Consider the following 17,414-nt stretch of genomic DNA (forward strand, 5'->3'; position numbering starts at 1 on the left):
GAGAGGCAGCTTCCGGCGCAGGCACAGACCGGCGAGGCACAGAGATGTCGGGTCCGATCACGAGGCTGAGCGCGTCGGGAGGATGCCGCTGACCGGCGGGACGGTGGCCAGGGTCGCCGGGTCCTCGTGGCGCAGGATGATGAGATCTGGGCGAGGACGTCCAGCAGCATGTGCCTCGTCGTACCAGCTGGGGAATCTCTCGAGGAAGTCCACCAGCGCCCGAACATTCCGGGCATTGTCGTCGGAGAGGTACGGTACGGCCCGGTCCAGCGCTGCACAGGTGGCCTCCACATGGCTGGCGCGAGAATATCCCACTCGCATACCAGGCGCTGGACGCAGAGGAATCTGCGGATCACCGCCGAAGAGGCGGTTGAGACCCAGGTAGCTCGGGACTCCGGCGCGGGCCAGCTCGAACTCGAGGGCGTCGTACTCCTGGCGGGTGCAACTGGTCGTCAGCGTTCCCCACGACAACTTCTCCAGCCACAGATCCAGCACCCGCCAACTCTTGACCAGTTCGTTGGGCGCGACGAATCGCCCTTCCAACAGATCGTCAGCCGTGCGTTCAGTGGGGCTGCCGGCTCGGTGCATGACGATGTGCGGTCGCCTCCGGGCACGACGGAACAGATGATTGCGCCCTACGTGCCGATCCGGTTGCGCAGGTGTGGGGAATGCTTCCAAGGCCCAGCTCCGCAGCTTCGCGGCAAGGACATCGTCAGCACCGAACACGTCGCGAACTTCATTGATCGCCAGGGCGTGCAGTCGAAACTCACCCATGGGTTCCACCCTAACTCCGGAACAGAAACACTTGGTGAATTTCACATGTTGGGTTCATGTCATTTCTGGGGGTCGATGAGGTGTCGGAGACGACGGTGGGTGTGGATCTGCACGCGTGGCAATGTGCAGGGTGCTGCGTCCACGTGGCAGGATGGCTGCCATGACAGGTGAGCGACGGTCGTGGACTGCTGCCCTGTGTTGCTGCATGGGGTGGGCCCTGACGGCTGCTCCAGCGGTGGCTGCACCGGCCAGCCTCACTCTCGACGTGCCCGACCTCGGCGAACCGGTGGGGATTGCTGCCGACCTGTCCGAAGGACGGTACTGGGTCACGGATGGCACCACCTCGGGGCGTACCACAGTGGTGTCGGTGGGCGATGACGGCAAGCTTGGCACGAAGCTGAACTGGCAGGCTCCGACCACCGACGTCCAGGCTCTGTCCTGGTACGACGAGCATCTCTACGTCGGCGACATCGGCGACTCCGCACGTCGTCGGGACCACATCCAGGTGCTGTCCCCGATGAGTCTGAACGGCGGCAGCGCTAGCTGGATGGCCTGGGACTTCTCCTACCCCGATGGTCCACATGATGCCGCCGCCATGGCGGTGAGCCCGCGCGGGAACATGTACTTCATCACTCGTGGTGACAAGCCCGCGATCTACCGCACCAGGTCCAACCCCAGTCGCACCGGCGTCAATGCCCTGATCAAGGTGGCCGACGCTCCGGCTGGCGTCACGGATGCCACCTTCCTCGCAGATGGCAGCCGAATCGCCATGCGCACCGACAACGCGATCCACGTCGTGGACGCCTACTCATGGCACACGATCGGGGCGGCCAACTTCACCGATGGTGGTGGTGAGGCCATGACGACCGATCTGCGCCAGGCGAACCTGGAACTCACGACCTCTGCCACGAAGGTCACCACGGCACAGATCCCCAGCAAGGTGGAGAAGATCGCGGCGGTCCCCACCGCCAGCTCAGACCACACGGCATCACAGAAACCAACTGCAGCCACGGAGCCCGACTCCAGCAGGAGCACCTCGAAACGGCCGGTCGGAACGGTGGCAGCCATCATCGGTGCCGTTGTGCTGGCCGTCGTGGCAGGAGTGTTCGTGGGGCTGTGGGGCCGTCGGGAGGACGCCTAGGCTCGGGTATCCTCCTCGTCCAACCCCCGCAGATCACACGCCGTGGTGCTCGAGCCGTGGCTCAGTGCGCGTCGTCCAGCTCACTTCTCGTCGGTGATTCGCTCGACGATCCAGTCCAGGCATGCGATGAGCGCCTCGACGTCATCGGGATCGACGGAGGCAAAGGTCCCCACGCGGATCTGGTTCCTGCCGAGCTTGTGATAGCCATCGATGTCGACGATCCCGTTGGCGCGTGCCACCTCGCACAGTACGGTGGCATCGATCGCCTCATCGAAGTCGATGGTGGCCGTCACTGGGCTGCGGTACTGCGGATTCTCGACGAAGGGACGTGCCCACGGGCGGTCACTTGCCCACGAGTACAGTAGCTGGCTCGACCGGGAGGTACGGGCAGCCACCCAGTTCATGCCGCCCTTGTCGAGCACCCAGGACACCTGGTCCCGAGCCATCTGCAGTGCCGACAACGAGGGGGTGTTGAAGGTCTGGTCCTTGACGGAGTTGTCCAGGGCCTTCTGCAGATTGAGGATTCCCGGCACCCATCTGGCCGAGGCGGACAACTCGCCAATGCGCTCGATGGCAGCCGGGGAGAGGAACGCGAGCCACATGCCACCGTCGGCGGCCAGGTTCTTCTGTGCGGAGAAGTAGTAGGCATCGGTCTGTGACACATCCACCGGAATCGCCCCGGCCGCCGAGGTGCCGTCGACGAGAACGAGATCGTCCTCGTCGATACCCTCCGGACGTTCCACGGGTACCCGCGCACCTGTGGAGGTCTCGTTGTGTGGCCAGCAGTAGGCGTCCACATCGGCCACGGCAGAGGGCAGGCAGACAGATCCCGGTTCTGCGGAGAAGATCGCCGGGTCGGCCAGGAAGGGGGACTGTTGCAGTTCGACAGCAAATTTGTTGCTGAACGCACCGAAGACGCCACATGCAGCCCGGTTGCGCACCAGGCAGCATGCCGCGGCGTCCCAGAACAGGGTGGCACCCCCATCGCCCAGTGCCACCTGGTAGCCATCCGGTGCGTGGTACAACTCGGTCAGCCCGGCTCTCAGCTCGGCCACGACCTGCTTGACGGGAGCCTGGCGGTGTGATGTGCCCAAGATCGACGTGGGGGCAGCCAGACCAGCCATCGCCTCGGGTCGGATCCGGCTCGGACCACACCCGAACCGCCCGTCGGCGGGCAGCAGGTTGTCGGGGATCCTCAGGTTCTGGACGAAGTCATCGGGAGCAGCATTCATGATCCCAGTCTCTCAGCTGTTCCGGGTGGGTGGCCAAGGTGTCCAGCATCATGGCGAGTTGTCGGCAGTGTGCAATCATGACGATGAGACAGACCAATGGAGGTGACGGCATGGTGCTTGCCTCACAACGTGTACTCCGGCCGGACGGAGGCTTTGCCCCCGCGACCATTCACATCGACGCCGGTCGGATCACCGCGGTGGAGGATCGGATCAGTCCACAGGCCGAGCAGGTCGACCTCGCCATCGTCCCCGGATACGTCGACACGCACTGCCATGGTGCAGCAGGAGCGGATTTCACCGACGAGGACCCGCAGAAGGTCCGGGCAGCCATCGAGCACCACCGTGCCAATGGCACCACCACCCAGTTCGCCAGCACCGTCACCGAACGCATGGACGATCTCGTCGATCAGATCCATCGGCTGCGGCCCATCGTCGCTGCGGGGGAGCTTGCCGGGATTCACGCCGAGGGGCCGTTCCTGGCCGAGAACCGCAGGGGTGCCCACAACCCCGAGCTGCTTCGGGACCCCAGTGATGCGGCCGTCACCCGGCTGCTGCAGGCTGGCGAGGGCGATCTCAGGGCGGTCACCCTCGCCCCCGAGCGTGAGTACGGGATCCGGGCCGTGCAGACCTTGACGGCCCACGGGGTGCATGCGGCATTCGGACACTCCGATGCCGACGCTGGCATCACCCGGGAGGCGGTGGACGCCGGGGCTGATGTCGTCACCCACCTGTTCAACGCGATGGCCCCCATCCACCACCGCGAGCCCGGCCCCGTGCCCTGGCTGCTCACCGATTCCCGTACACTCATCGAGCTCATCTGTGACGGGGTGCATGTCGCTCCCGATGTGCTCCGCATGGCGATTCGTACTGCCGGGGTGGAGCGCGTGGCCCTCGTCACCGATGCCATGAGCGCCACCGGTCAGCCGGATGGTCGGTACATGCTCGGGACGCTCCCGGTGCAGGTGGATCAGGGGCGGGCCCGGATCCGTCATGCCGACGGTTCGTTGGGGGCGATCGCCGGATCCACGCTGACGATGGGCGGGGCCGTGGAGTTCCTCGTGGGCAGCGTGGGCGTCGCCCTGGCCGACGCAGCGACGATGGCCGCCACCACTCCGGCACGCTGGTATGGGCTGGACGAGGTGGGCGTCATCGAGGAGGGACGTCTCGCCGACCTGTGTCTGGTTGACGACGCGGGTCATGTGGAACGGGTCATTCGTCACGGCAGGGAGATCGATCGGCCCACCCTCGTCTGAGGTGGCTGGGGTGGTCTGTTCGGGAGCACCAGAGCACTGATCGGCCGTCCCAAGGCGCGTCGGGTGTTGAGGCTGCCGAGGTGATCTTCCACAACAGGGGACCCAGTCGGTGTGGGGCGGGTCGTAGCCGTGATGGGGCTCGACGGTGAGGCGGGTGGTTCGTGGACGTGCAATGATTCACCTGTCAGTGCAGTGATTCACCCGGCAGCACGTGGGGATCAGATCGGAGGACGAGATGAGCGAACTCATTGACACGACCGAGATGTACCTGCGTACGCTCTACGAACTGCTCGAGGAGGGCATCGACCTGCGTCGGGCTCGCATCGTCGACCGGTTGCATCAGTCGGGACCGACCGTGTCCCAGACCGTGAGCAGGATGGAGCGTGACGGTCTCGTCGTGCTGCATAGGGATCGTTCCCTGGGGCTCACCCAGACAGGCCACGATCGGGCCCAGGCCGTGATGCGCCGGCACCGGCTCGTCGAGTGTCTGCTCACGGAGGTCATCGGGCTGGATCGCGTCGACGTCCATGACGAGGCCTGTCGGTGGGAGCACGTCATCTCCCCGCAGGTCGAGCAGCGCCTCGACATCATTCTGGGGCATCCCCGGGTCTCGCCCTTTGGCAACGCCATCCCATACGCGCACGGTCAGATGCCCAGTGACTCGGCCCAGCACTTCCGGGACGATTCCGAGCCCCTCACCAGTTTTCTCGAGGGGCGAACCGGCCCCGTCCGATTCCGTCTGGTACGCATGAGTGAGTTCTTCCAGGCCACTGAACCCAACCTTGCCATGGCGGAGCGGGTGGGGATGCTTCCCGGTGACGTCATGGCTGCCTCCCGTGATGACGATGCCATCGCGGTGCGAACCACCACGGGTGAGGTGAGATTCCCCGAGGCGGACGCCGAGGGATTGTTCGTCACCGGGGCGGACGACTAGCGATGAGCGGTCATGAAGTGCCCCCGGTCGACCCGCTGACGCCTCGCGAGATTGCGATGCTGTGCGATCACGGTTGGGTCGACGCCGCCGACTCCCTGATGCGCACTCGCCAGGCCACCGGTCTGGGGGACGCCGCCGAACATCGGGCCGGCAGCCTTGCCAAGATCGTGCGGCGCGTCCTCACCCTCGATGCCGAGGATTTCGAGGTCATGGCCGAACACGTCCCACCACGGTTCCGGCAATCACTCATTGACGCCGGATTTCCCCATGAGCCGCGCGCCGAGCATCGCGGTGCCCTGGGAAGTCTGGTGCCGCTGTATGAGGTGATGCTCGAGGTGCTCGACGTCCGAATGGTCCGCGAGGAACCCCAGCACGTCGTCGTCACTGCACACATCATTGGCGAGTACCTGGAGCAACTGGCGTGGGAACCCGTTCTGGGTGACGGTGGCGACCCCATCACCCTGCCGTCGGTGGTGGGGGAGAAGTGGGGCGGCGATGGCCACGACTGCGCTCACACCTCGGCCATGAATGCCACCGCCCATCGCAGTCTCAATGCTGCCTCCGGCGACGTCACCGGATACACCGCATACCTGGACAAATTCCATTCCCGGCTCGGTGAGGCGTTGGGGGTGTGCGCGATGAATCATGCAACGATCGGCGTCGGCGAACGCCCGGACGTGGGCATCACCTGCCCGCACCCGTGTGCCTGGGTGCTGCAGGGCACCCGGGCACAGCGTCGTGGACTCGATGCCCGGGTGCGACTGGCTCGCATGTACCAGGAGTCCTCCCTCGTTGCCCTGCGCCATCACGCCCCGGTCGGGCATTTCTTCGGGGTGCCGTCGGCCCAGGAGATCTCTGCGGCATGGATCGACACGTGGAACAAACTCAACGAGCAGTGGGCGGACGGCTGCAACCCGTTGCTCGACGAGGACGCCCCCGGGTGGGGCGTCCAGGCGCCTCAGGAGGCGCTCCCCGGTCTGTCACGGCTCGTGTCGGTCATTGCCTGCCGTCCGGTGAAGGCCGGGCACCTGTTCGCAGACCTCAGCGCGGCCGTCATCGACGAGCTGGACGGCGATCAGGCTGATTGACTTTCATCGGACTGAGCCGAGACCGTCGTCGTGATGCGGCCGCGCAGTACCACTGCCACGTGGGTGCCTGGCGGAATACGGGTGTGACACGACGCGTTCACCCGGTGTACGCCCGTGACCGGCAAGCAGACATCCGGAGGAAAATATGGCAACCACCGCTATCACCAAGGACACGTTCTCGTCGACCATTGATTCCAACGACGTGGTTCTCGTCGACTTCTGGGCCGGATGGTGTGGCCCCTGTATGCGGTTCGCACCGATCTACGAGGAGGCCAGCGAGCGTCATGACGACGTCGTGTTCGCCAAGGTGGACACCGAGGACCAGCAGGAGCTGTCGGCAGGACTGGAGATCACGTCCATCCCGACTCTCATGGCCTTCCGCGGCGGTTACCTCGTGTTCCGTCAGGCAGGGCTGTTGCAGGGCAAGCAGCTCGACGAGCTCATCGATCAGGTGAAGGCCCTTGACCCCGAGGAGCTGAAGAAGCAGTCCGAGGCCCAGAAAGCCTGACTGCCGTATCGCGTGGTGACGCCGGTCTGACTCAGGTCAGGTCGGCGTCATCGTCACATGGTGACGTCACGTGGCACGATAGCCGAACTGTTCCCACGACGTCACGCCCCGTCACCTCATCTGTCTCAGGCCAGCAACTGGGCCACTCGCTGGTGCGAGATTCCCATCACTTCACCAGCATCGCGCAAGGACACGCCTGAGTCATGCAGCATGCGAGCTGCCGCGGCGGATTCGGTGGAGGCCACCCCACGAAGACGTTCGGCCTCTTCCGATGCCTGACGGGAAGCCGCCAAATGTTCAGCGACCCCGGCAGGAGGAATCACCTCGATGCGGATCTCAACTTCGGACTCGTCGACACCGGCGAGCCATGCCAGTGCCTCCGCCATCTCTGAGCGTGCTTGACTCAAATGTCGCACCTGTGACACCGCGCCAACATCTGGGGCCTCAAGAACCCACCAACCATCGGCGCGTTCGGCAGTCACCGTGAAAACTTGGCTCACCGCCACCACCCCTTTCCCAGCTCGTTGGCAAACTCGTCGAAGAACTTGTGTGCCGCGACGTCAGGAACCTCGCCATGCCGACCAAGTGTGTGAGTCGTCGAACCCACTCGTACACCTGTGTGGCGCGACAGTTCCACGGTGGTGAACTCCAAGCCGCGTTTCCTCGCAGCCTTCTGGAGCTTCCTCAGCACGTCACGGCGTTTCACAGAAAAATTCTAGTGCCCCACGACGTAAGTGTCTAGATGGAGTTTACACGGATCGTGTGTTTCAGCGCATGGCATGTTGTGTGCGCTCTGTCACCCAGGAATGGTTCTGGACACTCGCGTGATTGCTACATGTGATTTTTACAATGAATGAAGCAATGGGCGTCACGAGAGTCGGGGATGCCGCTGCGGAGAAGAGCGCTGATCGGGTTGCATTCGTGATCACTGGAGAGCCGCATGTCATCGCACTCGGGTACGAAAGTTGGCTTGCGGGACTGACAAGTGAGGTGTCTCATTCTTTCTTTGGCGGCCCCGACAGGATTCGAACCTGCGACACATGGTTTAGGAAACCACTGCTCTATCCCCTGAGCTACGGGGCCTCACAGCCACTGCAGACGAGTGGCTACCACACGAAATCGGTGGCCGACTACCTATGCTACCAGAGCCGACCTGCAGGTCAGGCATGAGTTCTGGCTCGTGGGGTCCACGACGACTGCTCACCTCATAGGATTGATTCCGAGAACCTGCGAAAGGAGCCCAGTGATGAGCGAGAGCGGGCTTGATGCCGCCCAGGCCAAGATGCGCGATGCCGGGGTCGACCCCATCGCCATCGACGTCTTCAGTTCCTACTACACCCAGATCGAGGAAGGGCGCACCGGGATCATTCCCGAGGACTCCATCAGTCCTCTCACCGATCCGGACAGACTCGACGACGTCACGGTCGACGACGAGGTGGCTGCTGATGCCCTTGATCACACGGTGATCATCAAACTCAACGGAGGGTTGGGCACCTCGATGGGACTGGACCGGGCGAAGTCCCTGCTTCCGGTGCGGAACGGAAAATCCTTCCTCGACATCATCGTCGGCCAGGTCCGGGCGGCTCGGGAACAGCATGGTGCGCGTCTTCCCCTGTTGTTCATGGACTCCTTCAACACGCGGGATGACACCTTGGAGGCACTGGAGCAGTACCCCGATGTCCAGGTGGACGGCCTGCCGCTGGACTTCCTGCAGAATCAGGAACCCAAGTTGCGTGCCGATGACCTCACCCCGGTGGAGTTCCCGACCGATCCCAGACTCGAGTGGTGTCCGCCGGGCCACGGTGACCTCTACACCGCTCTGCTCGGTTCGGGCATCCTGGACCAGCTGCTCGACAAGGGTTACCGGTATGCCTCGGTCTCCAATGGCGACAATCTCGGTGCCACCCCGGACGCCCGTATCGCCGGATGGTTCGCCGCAACTGGTGCGCCCTACGCCGCCGAGTTGTGTCGGCGTACCGTCAACGATCGCAAGGGTGGGCACCTGGCGGTACGCAAGTCCGACGGTCACCTCGTGCTGCGCGACACTGCCCAGACCGCCGATGACGAGATGACATACTTCACCGACGAGTCACGCCATCCGTTCTTCCACACCAACAATCTGTGGTTCGACCTGCGAGCCCTGCGTGAGGTCATGACCGAACGTCATGGCGTCATGGGCCTGGCCCTCATCCGCAACGAGAAGACCGTTGATCCCAAGGACTCCTCGACCACTCCGGTGATTCAGGTGGAGTCGGCCATGGGAGCTGCGATCGAGGTCTTCGAGGGAGCCACCTGCATCGTCGTCGATCGCGCCAGGTTCCTGCCGGTGAAGACCACCAACGAGCTGCTCCTGCTGCGCTCGGACGTCTACGACCTCGATGAGCGATTCCACCTGTGCAAGACGACCGACAACGTCTGCGAGGTCGACCTCGACAAGCAGTTCTACAAGCGGGTGGGTGATTTCGACCGACGGCTGGGCGAGCCCCCGTCGCTCAAGGACGCCACGAGCCTCAAGGTTGCTGGCGACTGGACCTTTGGTGCGCACGTCACCGTCACCGGTGACGCCGTCCTCAGCACTGACGAGCCGGCCACCGTGCCGGATGGTGCCGAGCTCTCCGGTGAGGTGCATCCCGCAGACGTCTGCACTGTGTCTCGAGCGTCTCAGTGAGTGAGGAGGCCGCGCGACGCTGCTGGGTGGCTCTGGGGTACGCCCTGACCGGCCGGCAGCTCACTGCTCCCGACGCCCCCACCTGGCAGGCGTGTGACGTCGTCGCCTGGCTGGCCGACAACGGTTGGGACGCCGGTCGACTCGTCGAGCGACGACAACAAGCCCAGCAGGTCCGGCAACCCTGGCCGACCCGACTGCCCGAGGAACTCATGGAAGGTCTGGAATTTGCCCGCTACGGGGCGTTGCTGGCTCAGGTGAGGAAGCACACTGGTCTTGACGGGTTGACGTCAACCATCCATCGGGGGCCACTGCGCATTGGCCCCCAGGAGGCTCGTCTCATTGCAGAATTGCCGCCGCACAACGTCCTGCACTGACCAGTCCCTGCGGCGCAGTCCTGACCTCGTGGCGAGTCCTGAGCGACGCGCTACGAGGGCGGTGGGGCCGTGCACGTGCTGGTCCTCGCCGCTCAGCACGCGACAGCAAGCGCTGAGGCGAGCCGCATGCCGAGCACCGTAGCGACGTGTCCCCCAATCCGCAGATCATCTCGGTCGGAGCTGTCTTCAGCCAGCACTGCTCTCAAGGGCGTGACGGCATCACTTCCCGGAGTTCCGTGCCGCCAGCAGGTCACGGATCTCGGTGAGCAGGTCCTCGCTGCTGGGGGCCGGGGCCTCCTCCTCGGACAGCTTGCCGGACTTGCGGTGCTCACTGGCGATCTCGACCGGCTTGACGATGCCGAAGTACAACACGGCAGCGATGATCAGGAAGGCAATGGCGTCCGTGATGAATGCGCCGACGTGAATCCCGCCGGGAACCCATCCTGAGAAGTTGGGGGTGCCGCCCAGCTTCCCGAGCAGATCCAGGATGATGGTCGTGAATGATTTCACCACCGTGGCGAAGGCAGTGCCCATGATGAAGGCAACTGCCATGTCGATGAGATTGCCTCGCATCAAGAAATTCTTGAAACCCTTCACAGGTGTCGTCCTTTCCATGTGTTCCTCGACAGATCGTGGGTGACAGACCGTTCCGCCGGCCTGCCCCCCAACGTGTTTTCACCGTACGACAATTCCGATCTGTCCTTGTGAGTTCTGTGTCGCCACTCGTGCAGCGGACTGCTCATCGGTGGAGACGACAACCAGTTCGGACTGGTCATTCGACATGAGTCCGCCGCCACCCTCGTGCGGTAGACCACGGATCACGGCATCCTTGGCGATGATGCCGGGGCCGTCATCGCCACTTGCCACCACTGAGACGCGTTGCCCCACCCGCAACATTGACAGCAACGAGGAATCCGACAGCTGCACTCCCACCAGTGCCGTTCCCGGTTTCGCGTGGGATCTGGTGAGCAGGTGGGACGAGGTGAGGATGGCCCCGGTCGGCACGTCGATGCTGACGGACTGCCCGATCACCTCATCGACCCGGCCGAATTTCCCTTCCGGAACCATGGACTCGGGCACGCAGATGGTTCCCACCTGCTTGGCCTGTACCCGGGAACCCCCGCTGATGGGTTCCTTGGCATTGACGACGCACACAGTGCCTCGCGGAGGACGTTGTGCCGAGGAGAACGTCAGCACGGCCAGACCGGTCAGAAGGGCGGCCAGGATACGGCGGTGTCGGCAGACGAAGAGATGAATCGAACGCCGCCAGCCTCGCCCCATGGTGCCGCCGCGCTCTGAGTGGCTGGCGCGACGTGTGGCCCTCGTGGAGAGTGCAGAGGATGCAGGCCGCCCCGACCGGGGTCGCCGACTCGGGTGGGCGGGGGAGAGCTCTCCTCGAGATGATGCCGGGAACGATGCGGACGCACGACGACCGGATCGATGATGTGAGGAAGTCATACCCCTGTTGTCGTGGGCACCGGGACGAACCGGCAGTTGTCCACAGGCAGACGTCGATGGTCAGCTGGCCACGGTGTCAGCTGTGGACGACGCCGAAGCTGTGGCCGAGGACTCCGACGACGCGGAAGCGCTGGAGTCTGAACCAGCAGAAGATGCCTTGTCCCCGTGCGTCGGAGTGCTGACGTTGCTGCTGCCCGAGGTGTGATTGTCGGTGGAGTAGAAGCCTGACCCCTTGAACACGACACCCACTGCGCTGAACACCTTTCGCAGGGTGCCATTGCATTTTTCGCACACCGTGAGGGGATCATCGCTGAAGCGCTGCACGACCTCCAACTCCTGGCCGCAATTGGTGCAACGGTACTGGTACGTGGGCATGAATCTCCTCAATCCGTGCGACTGGGACAGTCGAACACTGGCACATGATAAGGCGCTGCGAGCAGTCAAGGAAATTCGCCCAACAGATCACCCCAGAGGGTGCAGACCAGTCTGTGTGAACGCTGCATCCACCGGCAGGTCCCACGGCTGCTTGGGGACCTCGTCGACGATCTCGCAGTCGTCCACCACGGCCCACACCGGCGCTCCGGTACGGCGATCCTCCAGAACTCGGTCGTACCATCCGCCACCGACGCCCACCCGGTAGCCACGTCGGTCCACCCACAATGCCGAACACAGGATGACGTCACACTGCTCGATGGACTCGGCCGGTAGCAACGGGCCACACGGTTCGGGAATCGACCAGAGTCCAGGCCGCACGTCCTCTGGTGTGAACCAGGCCCATGCTGGGTGTCCCAGTCCGTGTCCACGGCCGTCGGTGAGCACGGGTGCCAGGACGCGAGTGCCGGCCGCGACGAGTCCGCGAGCCAGCTCAAGGGTGTCGGGTTCAGGAGAGCGAGACAGATAGGTGCACACGGCTTTCACCCCGGCGAGTTCCTCGAGCGCAGCCTCGGTGCGTCGAGCGTCCACCTGGGGGCGGTCGGCCAGCCGCTGCGCACTGGTGCGCGACCTGTGACTGCGATCCCGCCACTGCCGCTTCACCTCAGACGTCCGGGACGGCAGCTCGGAGGGGCGACGCGGTTCATCGCCCTCGTCAACCCGGTGCACGGGATTCCTGCTCGGGTCGTCCGGTGTGTTCGGCTCGGCGTCACTGCCGCTGGGGTTGTCGGTCATGGACTCACCATAGGCAGTGGCCCGAGTCGTTGTGTCGTTTTCGGTATTTGCACCTTTACCATCTAGGCATGGCGTTGTTCCGTAGGAAAACTGTTGAACCAACCGAGGAGCCGGTGGAGACCGTCGAGGCGCTTCCGCAGCCCCCCGCTGGCGACGACCAGGGACGACGCTCGGTCCAGACGTACCGCGATTATCTGTTGTCGCTGGTCCCACCACTCGAACCGTTCGGGATGGGCATCACCGATGCGCTCGGGCTTGCCGTGTGCGAGAACGTCCCGTCCCCGATCGACGTGCCACGGCGCACGGTGGCCAGTTTCGATGGATATGCCCTCACGGCCTCGTCCACGAAATCTGCCGGACGCCCCGACAAGCTCCGACTGCAGCTGGACAGGCGCCCTCCCATTCCCATCATTGGTGGCACCGTGGTGTCGATCCAGGGAGGTCAGGAGCTTCCCCGTGGTGCGGACGCCGTCGTCAGCGAGAATCACATGGAGAACGGTGAGGTCGTCCTGTCCCAGCCAGTACGCCGCTGGGACGGCTGCACCCTTGCCGGCAGCGACTACCTCAGCGGTGAGTCGCTCATGGAGAACGGTGAGATCCTCCACGTCGGTCTGGCGGCACTGCTCTCCCGGGCCGGGATTGACCGGGTGCTGGCCCGACCACGTCCGCGGATCGTCGTCATCGGTACCGGCAACGGCCACAGCCACGAGGCCATCCCCGATCTGGACGTCACTGCCCGTACCGTCGCGGCTGCCGTGCATGCCCGTGGATTCGACGCGTGGCGAGTCGAGTGCCTGGGAGACGACCGGGAACGTCTCACGCAGACCATCAGCGACCAGTTCATCCGTGCGGATCTCGTCATTGCCACCAGTGACCGCATGACGGCTGGCGGATACGATCCGATTGCCGCCGTGCTGCACAGGTTCGGCCCCACCGAGTTCAGCCAGGTGGCGATGGCACCTTCTGGAATGCATGGTTTCGCCCTGGCCGGTGCCGGCATGACGCCGGTGCTCATGCTTCCGCCCGGACCCGCACCGGCACTGACGTCATTGCTGTGCTTCGGTCTGCCTCTCATGCGCAAGCTGGCCGGGATGGACGTCAACTCCGATCGGTTGACGGGCCGGTGGAGGCATGATGTGCAGCCAGACCCTGCTCTCACCACCTTCCGGGCCGTCAAGTGCATCGATGCCGAGGGTGGCCCGCAGCTCACGGTTCTGGACACCGGGGACGTCGCCAGTCTGCCGCTGCTGGCTGCGGCTGATGCGATCGCCGTGCTGCCACCCGGGGAGCAGGAGATTGCGGCAGGAAGTGCCGTGTCGTACTGGCGTCTGGACGCATGAGCCCCGAGGCGATGAGGAAGCGCAACATCCCTGAGGCGATGAGGAATCGCGTGGGCCTGCCGGCTGGGCGCATCGTGACGGTGAGCGGTACGGTCTGCGTCGAACGTTGGGAACCAGCTGCGTGGTGACCCGGTGAGAAGGCGATTCCCCACGGCGACCACCATCTGGCAGAGCTTGCAGCATCGCAGCCGGTGGCACGGGCACGGGGGTGCCCGACGGCTGCATGGTGACCATCCTGGTGGGAACTGGCCCGTGATCCTGCGCAGCGGCGCCGTTGTGCTGCGCCCACTACGGCGCAGTGACGAGGACGACTGGATCGTTCTACGACAACGCAATCAGGACTGGCTGGCCAGATGGGAGGCGACGCGTCCACCGGGCAGCCCAGAGAAGGCGCCGACCTTCGCACAGATGGTGCGAGGCAATCAACGGCGTGCCCGCCGCGGTGAGATCCTGCCCTGGGCACTGGTCTGGGACGATGGGTGGCCCGATCATCCGACCAGGAATCCGTACGACCTCCCGATCACTGGTCAGGTGACGGTCTTCGACATCTCCTACGGTGCAGCACTGTCGTGCTCGATCGGGTACTGGATCAGTGCAGACCATGCAGGTCGAGGTGCCGTCCCCACCGCCGTCGCCATGGCCTGTGACCACTGCTTCAGCGCGCTGGGAATGCATCGCATCGAGATCTGCGTGCGCCCGGAAAATGTCAAGAGTCTGCGCGTCGTAGAAAAGATCGGAATGACGGAGGAAGGGCTGCGTCACCAGTACCTCCACATTGACGGGAGCTGGCGGGATCACCGGGTGTTCCGCATGTTCCCCAGCGACCATCCGCAGGGCGTTCTCCACGATCTGAAGAAGAATTTCCCTGCTTCGGGGATGGGCGGTGGATCAACGACATCGCGGCCGTGACGGATTTCCCTGATGAGTAGGGTCTCGACAACAATTTTCCACCGGTGTGCCGGAACTCTTTTCGCGGACGAACCCGGAAAAGATCTGAGCAGTGAAGTGTGAAATCACACCGCTGTCATTTTGACGACACACCGTGTCTGGTGATTCGGGTGGCAGCTCGGTGCCTCTAACGTGTTCCTCGTGGTAGCAATCATCATTGGCGCTCTCGTGGTGGCATGGCTCGGGTACTTGGTGCCTGCGTTCGTCAGCCGCCACCGCGACCATGCCGATGAGGACTCCGCCACCACTCAGTTCCCCGAGACGATGACCGTCGTCTCCGAGAGTGGATACACCATCAGCTCGGACACGCCGGACACGCAGGATTCCGATCTCGAGGTCTCCACCCCGTTCACCCGGGCCACGGCCAAACAGGAATTGCGGCGCGCGTGGGCAAAGGCTGCCCGACGACGCAGAAACACCTTGTTCATTCTGCTCGGTCTGACGACCCTCCTTGCCATTCTCGGTGCCACGAACACCATTTCCTGGTGGTTCACCATCGCTGGGACGGTGCTCATTGCCGGATTCCTCGTTCTGTCGCGAGTTTCGGTGGTACGGATGGCACGACGATTCGATGCGCGGCTGGCATTGATCAATGAGGGGTGGGATGAAAGAACCACCGCCATGGAGATCCCAGATTCCTTTCGTGACGAGGTCCTGGAGGCCTCCGAACCCCCCGGATTCTCCATCGACCTGAACAGTCCGATCGAGGATTCCGCAGGTTCCCTGTGGGAAGCTGTGCCAGTCACTGCCCCCACATACATCTCCCAGCCGCTGTCGGCCCGTACGGTACGCACGATCGATCTGTCCTCGCTGGGCCCGGTTCCCGGCGAGGTGACCAGCCCAGTCGCTACCCGTGGTGACGAGGAAGAGACTCGAGAGGTGGCTGTTCGCCGGACGGCGTGAGGTGCTGGCTGCGCAGTTCGCGCTCGTGCGCTGTGGGGTCCGTGCCGGAGAGATCATCCGGTGAGAGTCAGGGCTTGCGGGGATTGCCCAATTCGTGGGCCGGTGTGGGTCGCCGGCGGAGGAGTCAGGAACCACGGTTCGCGGGAGCGTGGGGATTGCGGGAGCACATCCGCATCCGGCGGGGCTGGCAATTGATCTGCCGGCGCACCTGTAGTAACGTGACACCTTGTCTTGGGGCATTAGCGCAGTTGGTAGCGCGTCTCGGTCGCATCGAGAAGGTCACGGGTTCGACTCCCGTATGCTCCACAACGATGATGGAGGGGCGGCCTGCGTGGTTCGTCCCTGTGTCAACTCTGTGTCAGCAAGGTGTAGTACCGTGCCATCGGGAAGCGCTGGCGTCAAGGTGCAGGGCGCTTCACTCGCTGCCCAGCGGCACCACCTAGGTGCGCGAGTTCGGCGACCTGCTGGTGACGCGTCGCCGCGACCCAGCGCGTCAGCCTATGGGTCGTCCCGATCTTCTCACAACCAGTCCTTCTTGCGGAAGATCAACCACAGGATGAATGCCGCCGCGGCCATCATCGCCAGCGACAGGGGATACCCGTACTTCAGGTGCAGGGACGGCATGTTGTCGAAGTTCATGCCATAGATGCCACTGATGAGGGTGGGCACGACGAGGATGGCAGCCCAGGACGAGACCTTCTTGAGGTTCTCGTTGCGCTCCTGGTCCACCAGCGTCGAGTTGACGGCGAGCACCTGATTGAGCAGCTCCCGGATGTCGGTGATCTGGTTGACGATGCGCGCCAGGTGGTCGGCGACGTCGCCCAGATACCCTTGCAGGCTCTCGGAGACCTGATGCTTGTTGAATCCGGCCCGCAGCGAGCCGACGATGGGAATGAGCGGGTTGATGGCACGTTGCAGGTCCATCGTCTCGCGGGAGAGTCGGTAGATGCGCTCCGGGGCGGCCGGGTCACCGGTGAACACCTGGTACTCAATCTGCTCGATGTCCTTCTGCAGGCCGTCAATGACCGGGTTGGTCTGGTCGACCACCCCATCCAGGACGGTGTACAGCACCGATTCGGATCCCTTGGAGAGCATGTGGGCATTCGAGGGGATGCGGGGGCTCCATGACAGGGTCGCCAGCTCGTCGGGAATGCGCTGGGTGATGATGAGCACGAAATTGTTCTGCTTGACGACCTCGGCCTCCACGAAGGCCACGTCCTCACTGGAGTCGATGTAGAACGGCGGGTGCAGCACCATGAACAGGGCGTCGCCGTGGCGCTCCAGCTTGGGTCGCTGGTGGCCTTCCTTGAGGTCCTCGGCCAACAGCGGGGTCAGCCTCATCTCGGTGATGACGTGATCGATCTGGGTTCTGTTGGGCTGGTGGACGACGGCGACTCCGAGACGCTCGTCATGACCGTCCAACCAGTCCAGGGTCTGCCGGATCCCGGCACGTTCGGGCACGGTGGTCTCGTGTCCGTCGGCGAACCACTGGATGCCCACCGGCCCGGGTCTGGTGACGACGTCGGATGCCCGGTTGGCCAGACCATTTCCGCTGCTGCTGGTGCGGATCCGTGCGATGGTACTCTGACGCACTTTCCCGTTGATCTTGTTCATCACGCTCCCCCT

The 17,414-nt window shown here is 64.0% G+C and carries 19 protein-coding genes and 2 tRNA genes; 11 read left to right on the forward strand and 10 right to left on the reverse strand.

Features of this window, described 5'->3' with window-relative positions; genetic code table 11:
• Positions 1 to 57: 57 nt before the first annotated feature.
• On the reverse strand, positions 58 to 774 hold the full coding sequence (locus ACP8JZ_RS01990; RefSeq protein WP_484482619.1) for a DUF7691 family protein: 717 nt from the start codon (positions 772 to 774) through the stop codon (positions 58 to 60).
• A gap of 160 nt (positions 775 to 934) precedes the next feature.
• Between ACP8JZ_RS01990 and ACP8JZ_RS01995 the strand changes: the two genes are divergently transcribed.
• Positions 935 to 1,915 carry a hypothetical protein gene (locus ACP8JZ_RS01995; RefSeq protein WP_023035016.1) on the forward strand — a complete coding sequence of 327 codons (981 nt, stop codon included), beginning with the start codon at positions 935 to 937 and terminating at the stop codon, positions 1,913 to 1,915.
• 80 nt (positions 1,916 to 1,995) lie between these two features.
• Here ACP8JZ_RS01995 and serC read toward each other — a convergent pair whose 3' ends face one another.
• Positions 1,996 to 3,147, reverse strand: a complete 1,152-nt coding sequence (gene serC, locus ACP8JZ_RS02000; protein WP_323458832.1) for a phosphoserine transaminase — start codon at positions 3,145 to 3,147, stop codon at positions 1,996 to 1,998.
• 83 nt (positions 3,148 to 3,230) lie between these two features.
• On the opposite strand from serC, the gene nagA reads away from it, so the two are divergent.
• The 4 genes from nagA (at position 3,231) to trxA (ending at position 6,930) form a co-directional block, all read left to right on the forward strand.
• Positions 3,231 to 4,400: an N-acetylglucosamine-6-phosphate deacetylase gene (nagA, locus tag ACP8JZ_RS02005; protein WP_410172881.1), complete on the forward strand. Its 1,170-nt coding sequence runs from the start codon at positions 3,231 to 3,233 to the stop codon at positions 4,398 to 4,400.
• A gap of 235 nt (positions 4,401 to 4,635) precedes the next feature.
• Positions 4,636 to 5,334 (forward strand): metal-dependent transcriptional regulator, encoded by a 699-nt coding sequence (locus ACP8JZ_RS02010; protein WP_484482620.1) that lies wholly within the window; start codon positions 4,636 to 4,638, stop codon positions 5,332 to 5,334.
• A gap of 2 nt (positions 5,335 to 5,336) precedes the next feature.
• Positions 5,337 to 6,422, forward strand: a complete 1,086-nt coding sequence (locus ACP8JZ_RS02015; protein WP_316326803.1) for a hypothetical protein — start codon at positions 5,337 to 5,339, stop codon at positions 6,420 to 6,422.
• Positions 6,423 to 6,567: 145 nt separating this feature from the next.
• Positions 6,568 to 6,930: a thioredoxin gene (gene trxA / locus ACP8JZ_RS02020; protein ID WP_021104810.1), complete on the forward strand. Its 363-nt coding sequence runs from the start codon at positions 6,568 to 6,570 to the stop codon at positions 6,928 to 6,930.
• A 125-nt stretch (positions 6,931 to 7,055) separates the two neighbouring features.
• Here trxA and ACP8JZ_RS02025 read toward each other — a convergent pair whose 3' ends face one another.
• The 3 genes from ACP8JZ_RS02025 to ACP8JZ_RS02035 form a co-directional block, all read right to left on the reverse strand.
• Positions 7,056 to 7,316, reverse strand: a complete 261-nt coding sequence (locus ACP8JZ_RS02025) for a hypothetical protein (protein ID WP_286320826.1) — start codon at positions 7,314 to 7,316, stop codon at positions 7,056 to 7,058.
• Between the two features lie 110 nt (positions 7,317 to 7,426).
• Positions 7,427 to 7,636: a ribonuclease PH gene (locus ACP8JZ_RS02030; protein WP_286320828.1), complete on the reverse strand. Its 210-nt coding sequence runs from the start codon at positions 7,634 to 7,636 to the stop codon at positions 7,427 to 7,429.
• A 301-nt stretch (positions 7,637 to 7,937) separates the two neighbouring features.
• Positions 7,938 to 8,013, reverse strand: a tRNA-Arg gene (locus ACP8JZ_RS02035).
• A gap of 163 nt (positions 8,014 to 8,176) precedes the next feature.
• Between ACP8JZ_RS02035 and ACP8JZ_RS02040 the strand changes: the two genes are divergently transcribed.
• Both ACP8JZ_RS02040 and ACP8JZ_RS02045 read left to right on the forward strand, forming a co-directional pair.
• Positions 8,177 to 9,598 carry a UTP--glucose-1-phosphate uridylyltransferase gene (locus ACP8JZ_RS02040; protein ID WP_484482621.1) on the forward strand — a complete coding sequence of 474 codons (1,422 nt, stop codon included), beginning with the start codon at positions 8,177 to 8,179 and terminating at the stop codon, positions 9,596 to 9,598.
• Between the two features lie 32 nt (positions 9,599 to 9,630).
• Positions 9,631 to 9,972 carry a hypothetical protein gene (locus ACP8JZ_RS02045; RefSeq protein ID WP_484482784.1) on the forward strand — a complete coding sequence of 114 codons (342 nt, stop codon included), beginning with the start codon at positions 9,631 to 9,633 and terminating at the stop codon, positions 9,970 to 9,972.
• A gap of 219 nt (positions 9,973 to 10,191) precedes the next feature.
• Here ACP8JZ_RS02045 and mscL read toward each other — a convergent pair whose 3' ends face one another.
• From mscL to ACP8JZ_RS02065, 4 genes are all read right to left on the reverse strand, one after another.
• Positions 10,192 to 10,569, reverse strand: a complete 378-nt coding sequence (gene mscL / locus ACP8JZ_RS02050) for a large conductance mechanosensitive channel protein MscL (protein WP_277101781.1) — start codon at positions 10,567 to 10,569, stop codon at positions 10,192 to 10,194.
• 78 nt (positions 10,570 to 10,647) lie between these two features.
• A complete protein-coding gene (locus ACP8JZ_RS02055) occupies positions 10,648 to 11,253 on the reverse strand; it encodes an SAF domain-containing protein (protein WP_484482622.1) in 606 nt (201 codons plus the stop codon).
• Between the two features lie 237 nt (positions 11,254 to 11,490).
• Positions 11,491 to 11,805, reverse strand: a complete 315-nt coding sequence (locus ACP8JZ_RS02060) for an FmdB family zinc ribbon protein (RefSeq protein WP_286320833.1) — start codon at positions 11,803 to 11,805, stop codon at positions 11,491 to 11,493.
• An 87-nt stretch (positions 11,806 to 11,892) separates the two neighbouring features.
• Positions 11,893 to 12,486 carry a 5-formyltetrahydrofolate cyclo-ligase gene (locus ACP8JZ_RS02065; RefSeq protein WP_484482785.1) on the reverse strand — a complete coding sequence of 198 codons (594 nt, stop codon included), beginning with the start codon at positions 12,484 to 12,486 and terminating at the stop codon, positions 11,893 to 11,895.
• Between the two features lie 179 nt (positions 12,487 to 12,665).
• Here ACP8JZ_RS02065 and ACP8JZ_RS02070 point away from each other — a divergent pair, with 179 nt between their 5' ends.
• From ACP8JZ_RS02070 to ACP8JZ_RS02085, 4 genes are all read left to right on the forward strand, one after another.
• Positions 12,666 to 13,937 carry a molybdopterin-binding protein gene (locus ACP8JZ_RS02070; protein WP_306517529.1) on the forward strand — a complete coding sequence of 424 codons (1,272 nt, stop codon included), beginning with the start codon at positions 12,666 to 12,668 and terminating at the stop codon, positions 13,935 to 13,937.
• A 258-nt stretch (positions 13,938 to 14,195) separates the two neighbouring features.
• A complete protein-coding gene (locus ACP8JZ_RS02075; protein WP_286321877.1) occupies positions 14,196 to 14,846 on the forward strand; it encodes a GNAT family N-acetyltransferase in 651 nt (216 codons plus the stop codon).
• Positions 14,847 to 15,026: 180 nt separating this feature from the next.
• Positions 15,027 to 15,788 carry a hypothetical protein gene (locus ACP8JZ_RS02080; RefSeq protein ID WP_306517528.1) on the forward strand — a complete coding sequence of 254 codons (762 nt, stop codon included), beginning with the start codon at positions 15,027 to 15,029 and terminating at the stop codon, positions 15,786 to 15,788.
• 233 nt (positions 15,789 to 16,021) lie between these two features.
• A tRNA-Ala gene (locus tag ACP8JZ_RS02085) sits at positions 16,022 to 16,094 on the forward strand.
• A 213-nt stretch (positions 16,095 to 16,307) separates the two neighbouring features.
• Here the strand turns inward: ACP8JZ_RS02085 and ACP8JZ_RS02090 are convergent.
• Positions 16,308 to 17,402, reverse strand: a complete 1,095-nt coding sequence (locus ACP8JZ_RS02090) for a magnesium and cobalt transport protein CorA (protein WP_021104821.1) — start codon at positions 17,400 to 17,402, stop codon at positions 16,308 to 16,310.
• Between the last annotated feature and the right edge of the window lie 12 nt (positions 17,403 to 17,414).

The organism is Cutibacterium sp. LaCa_286 (assembly GCF_057198075.1).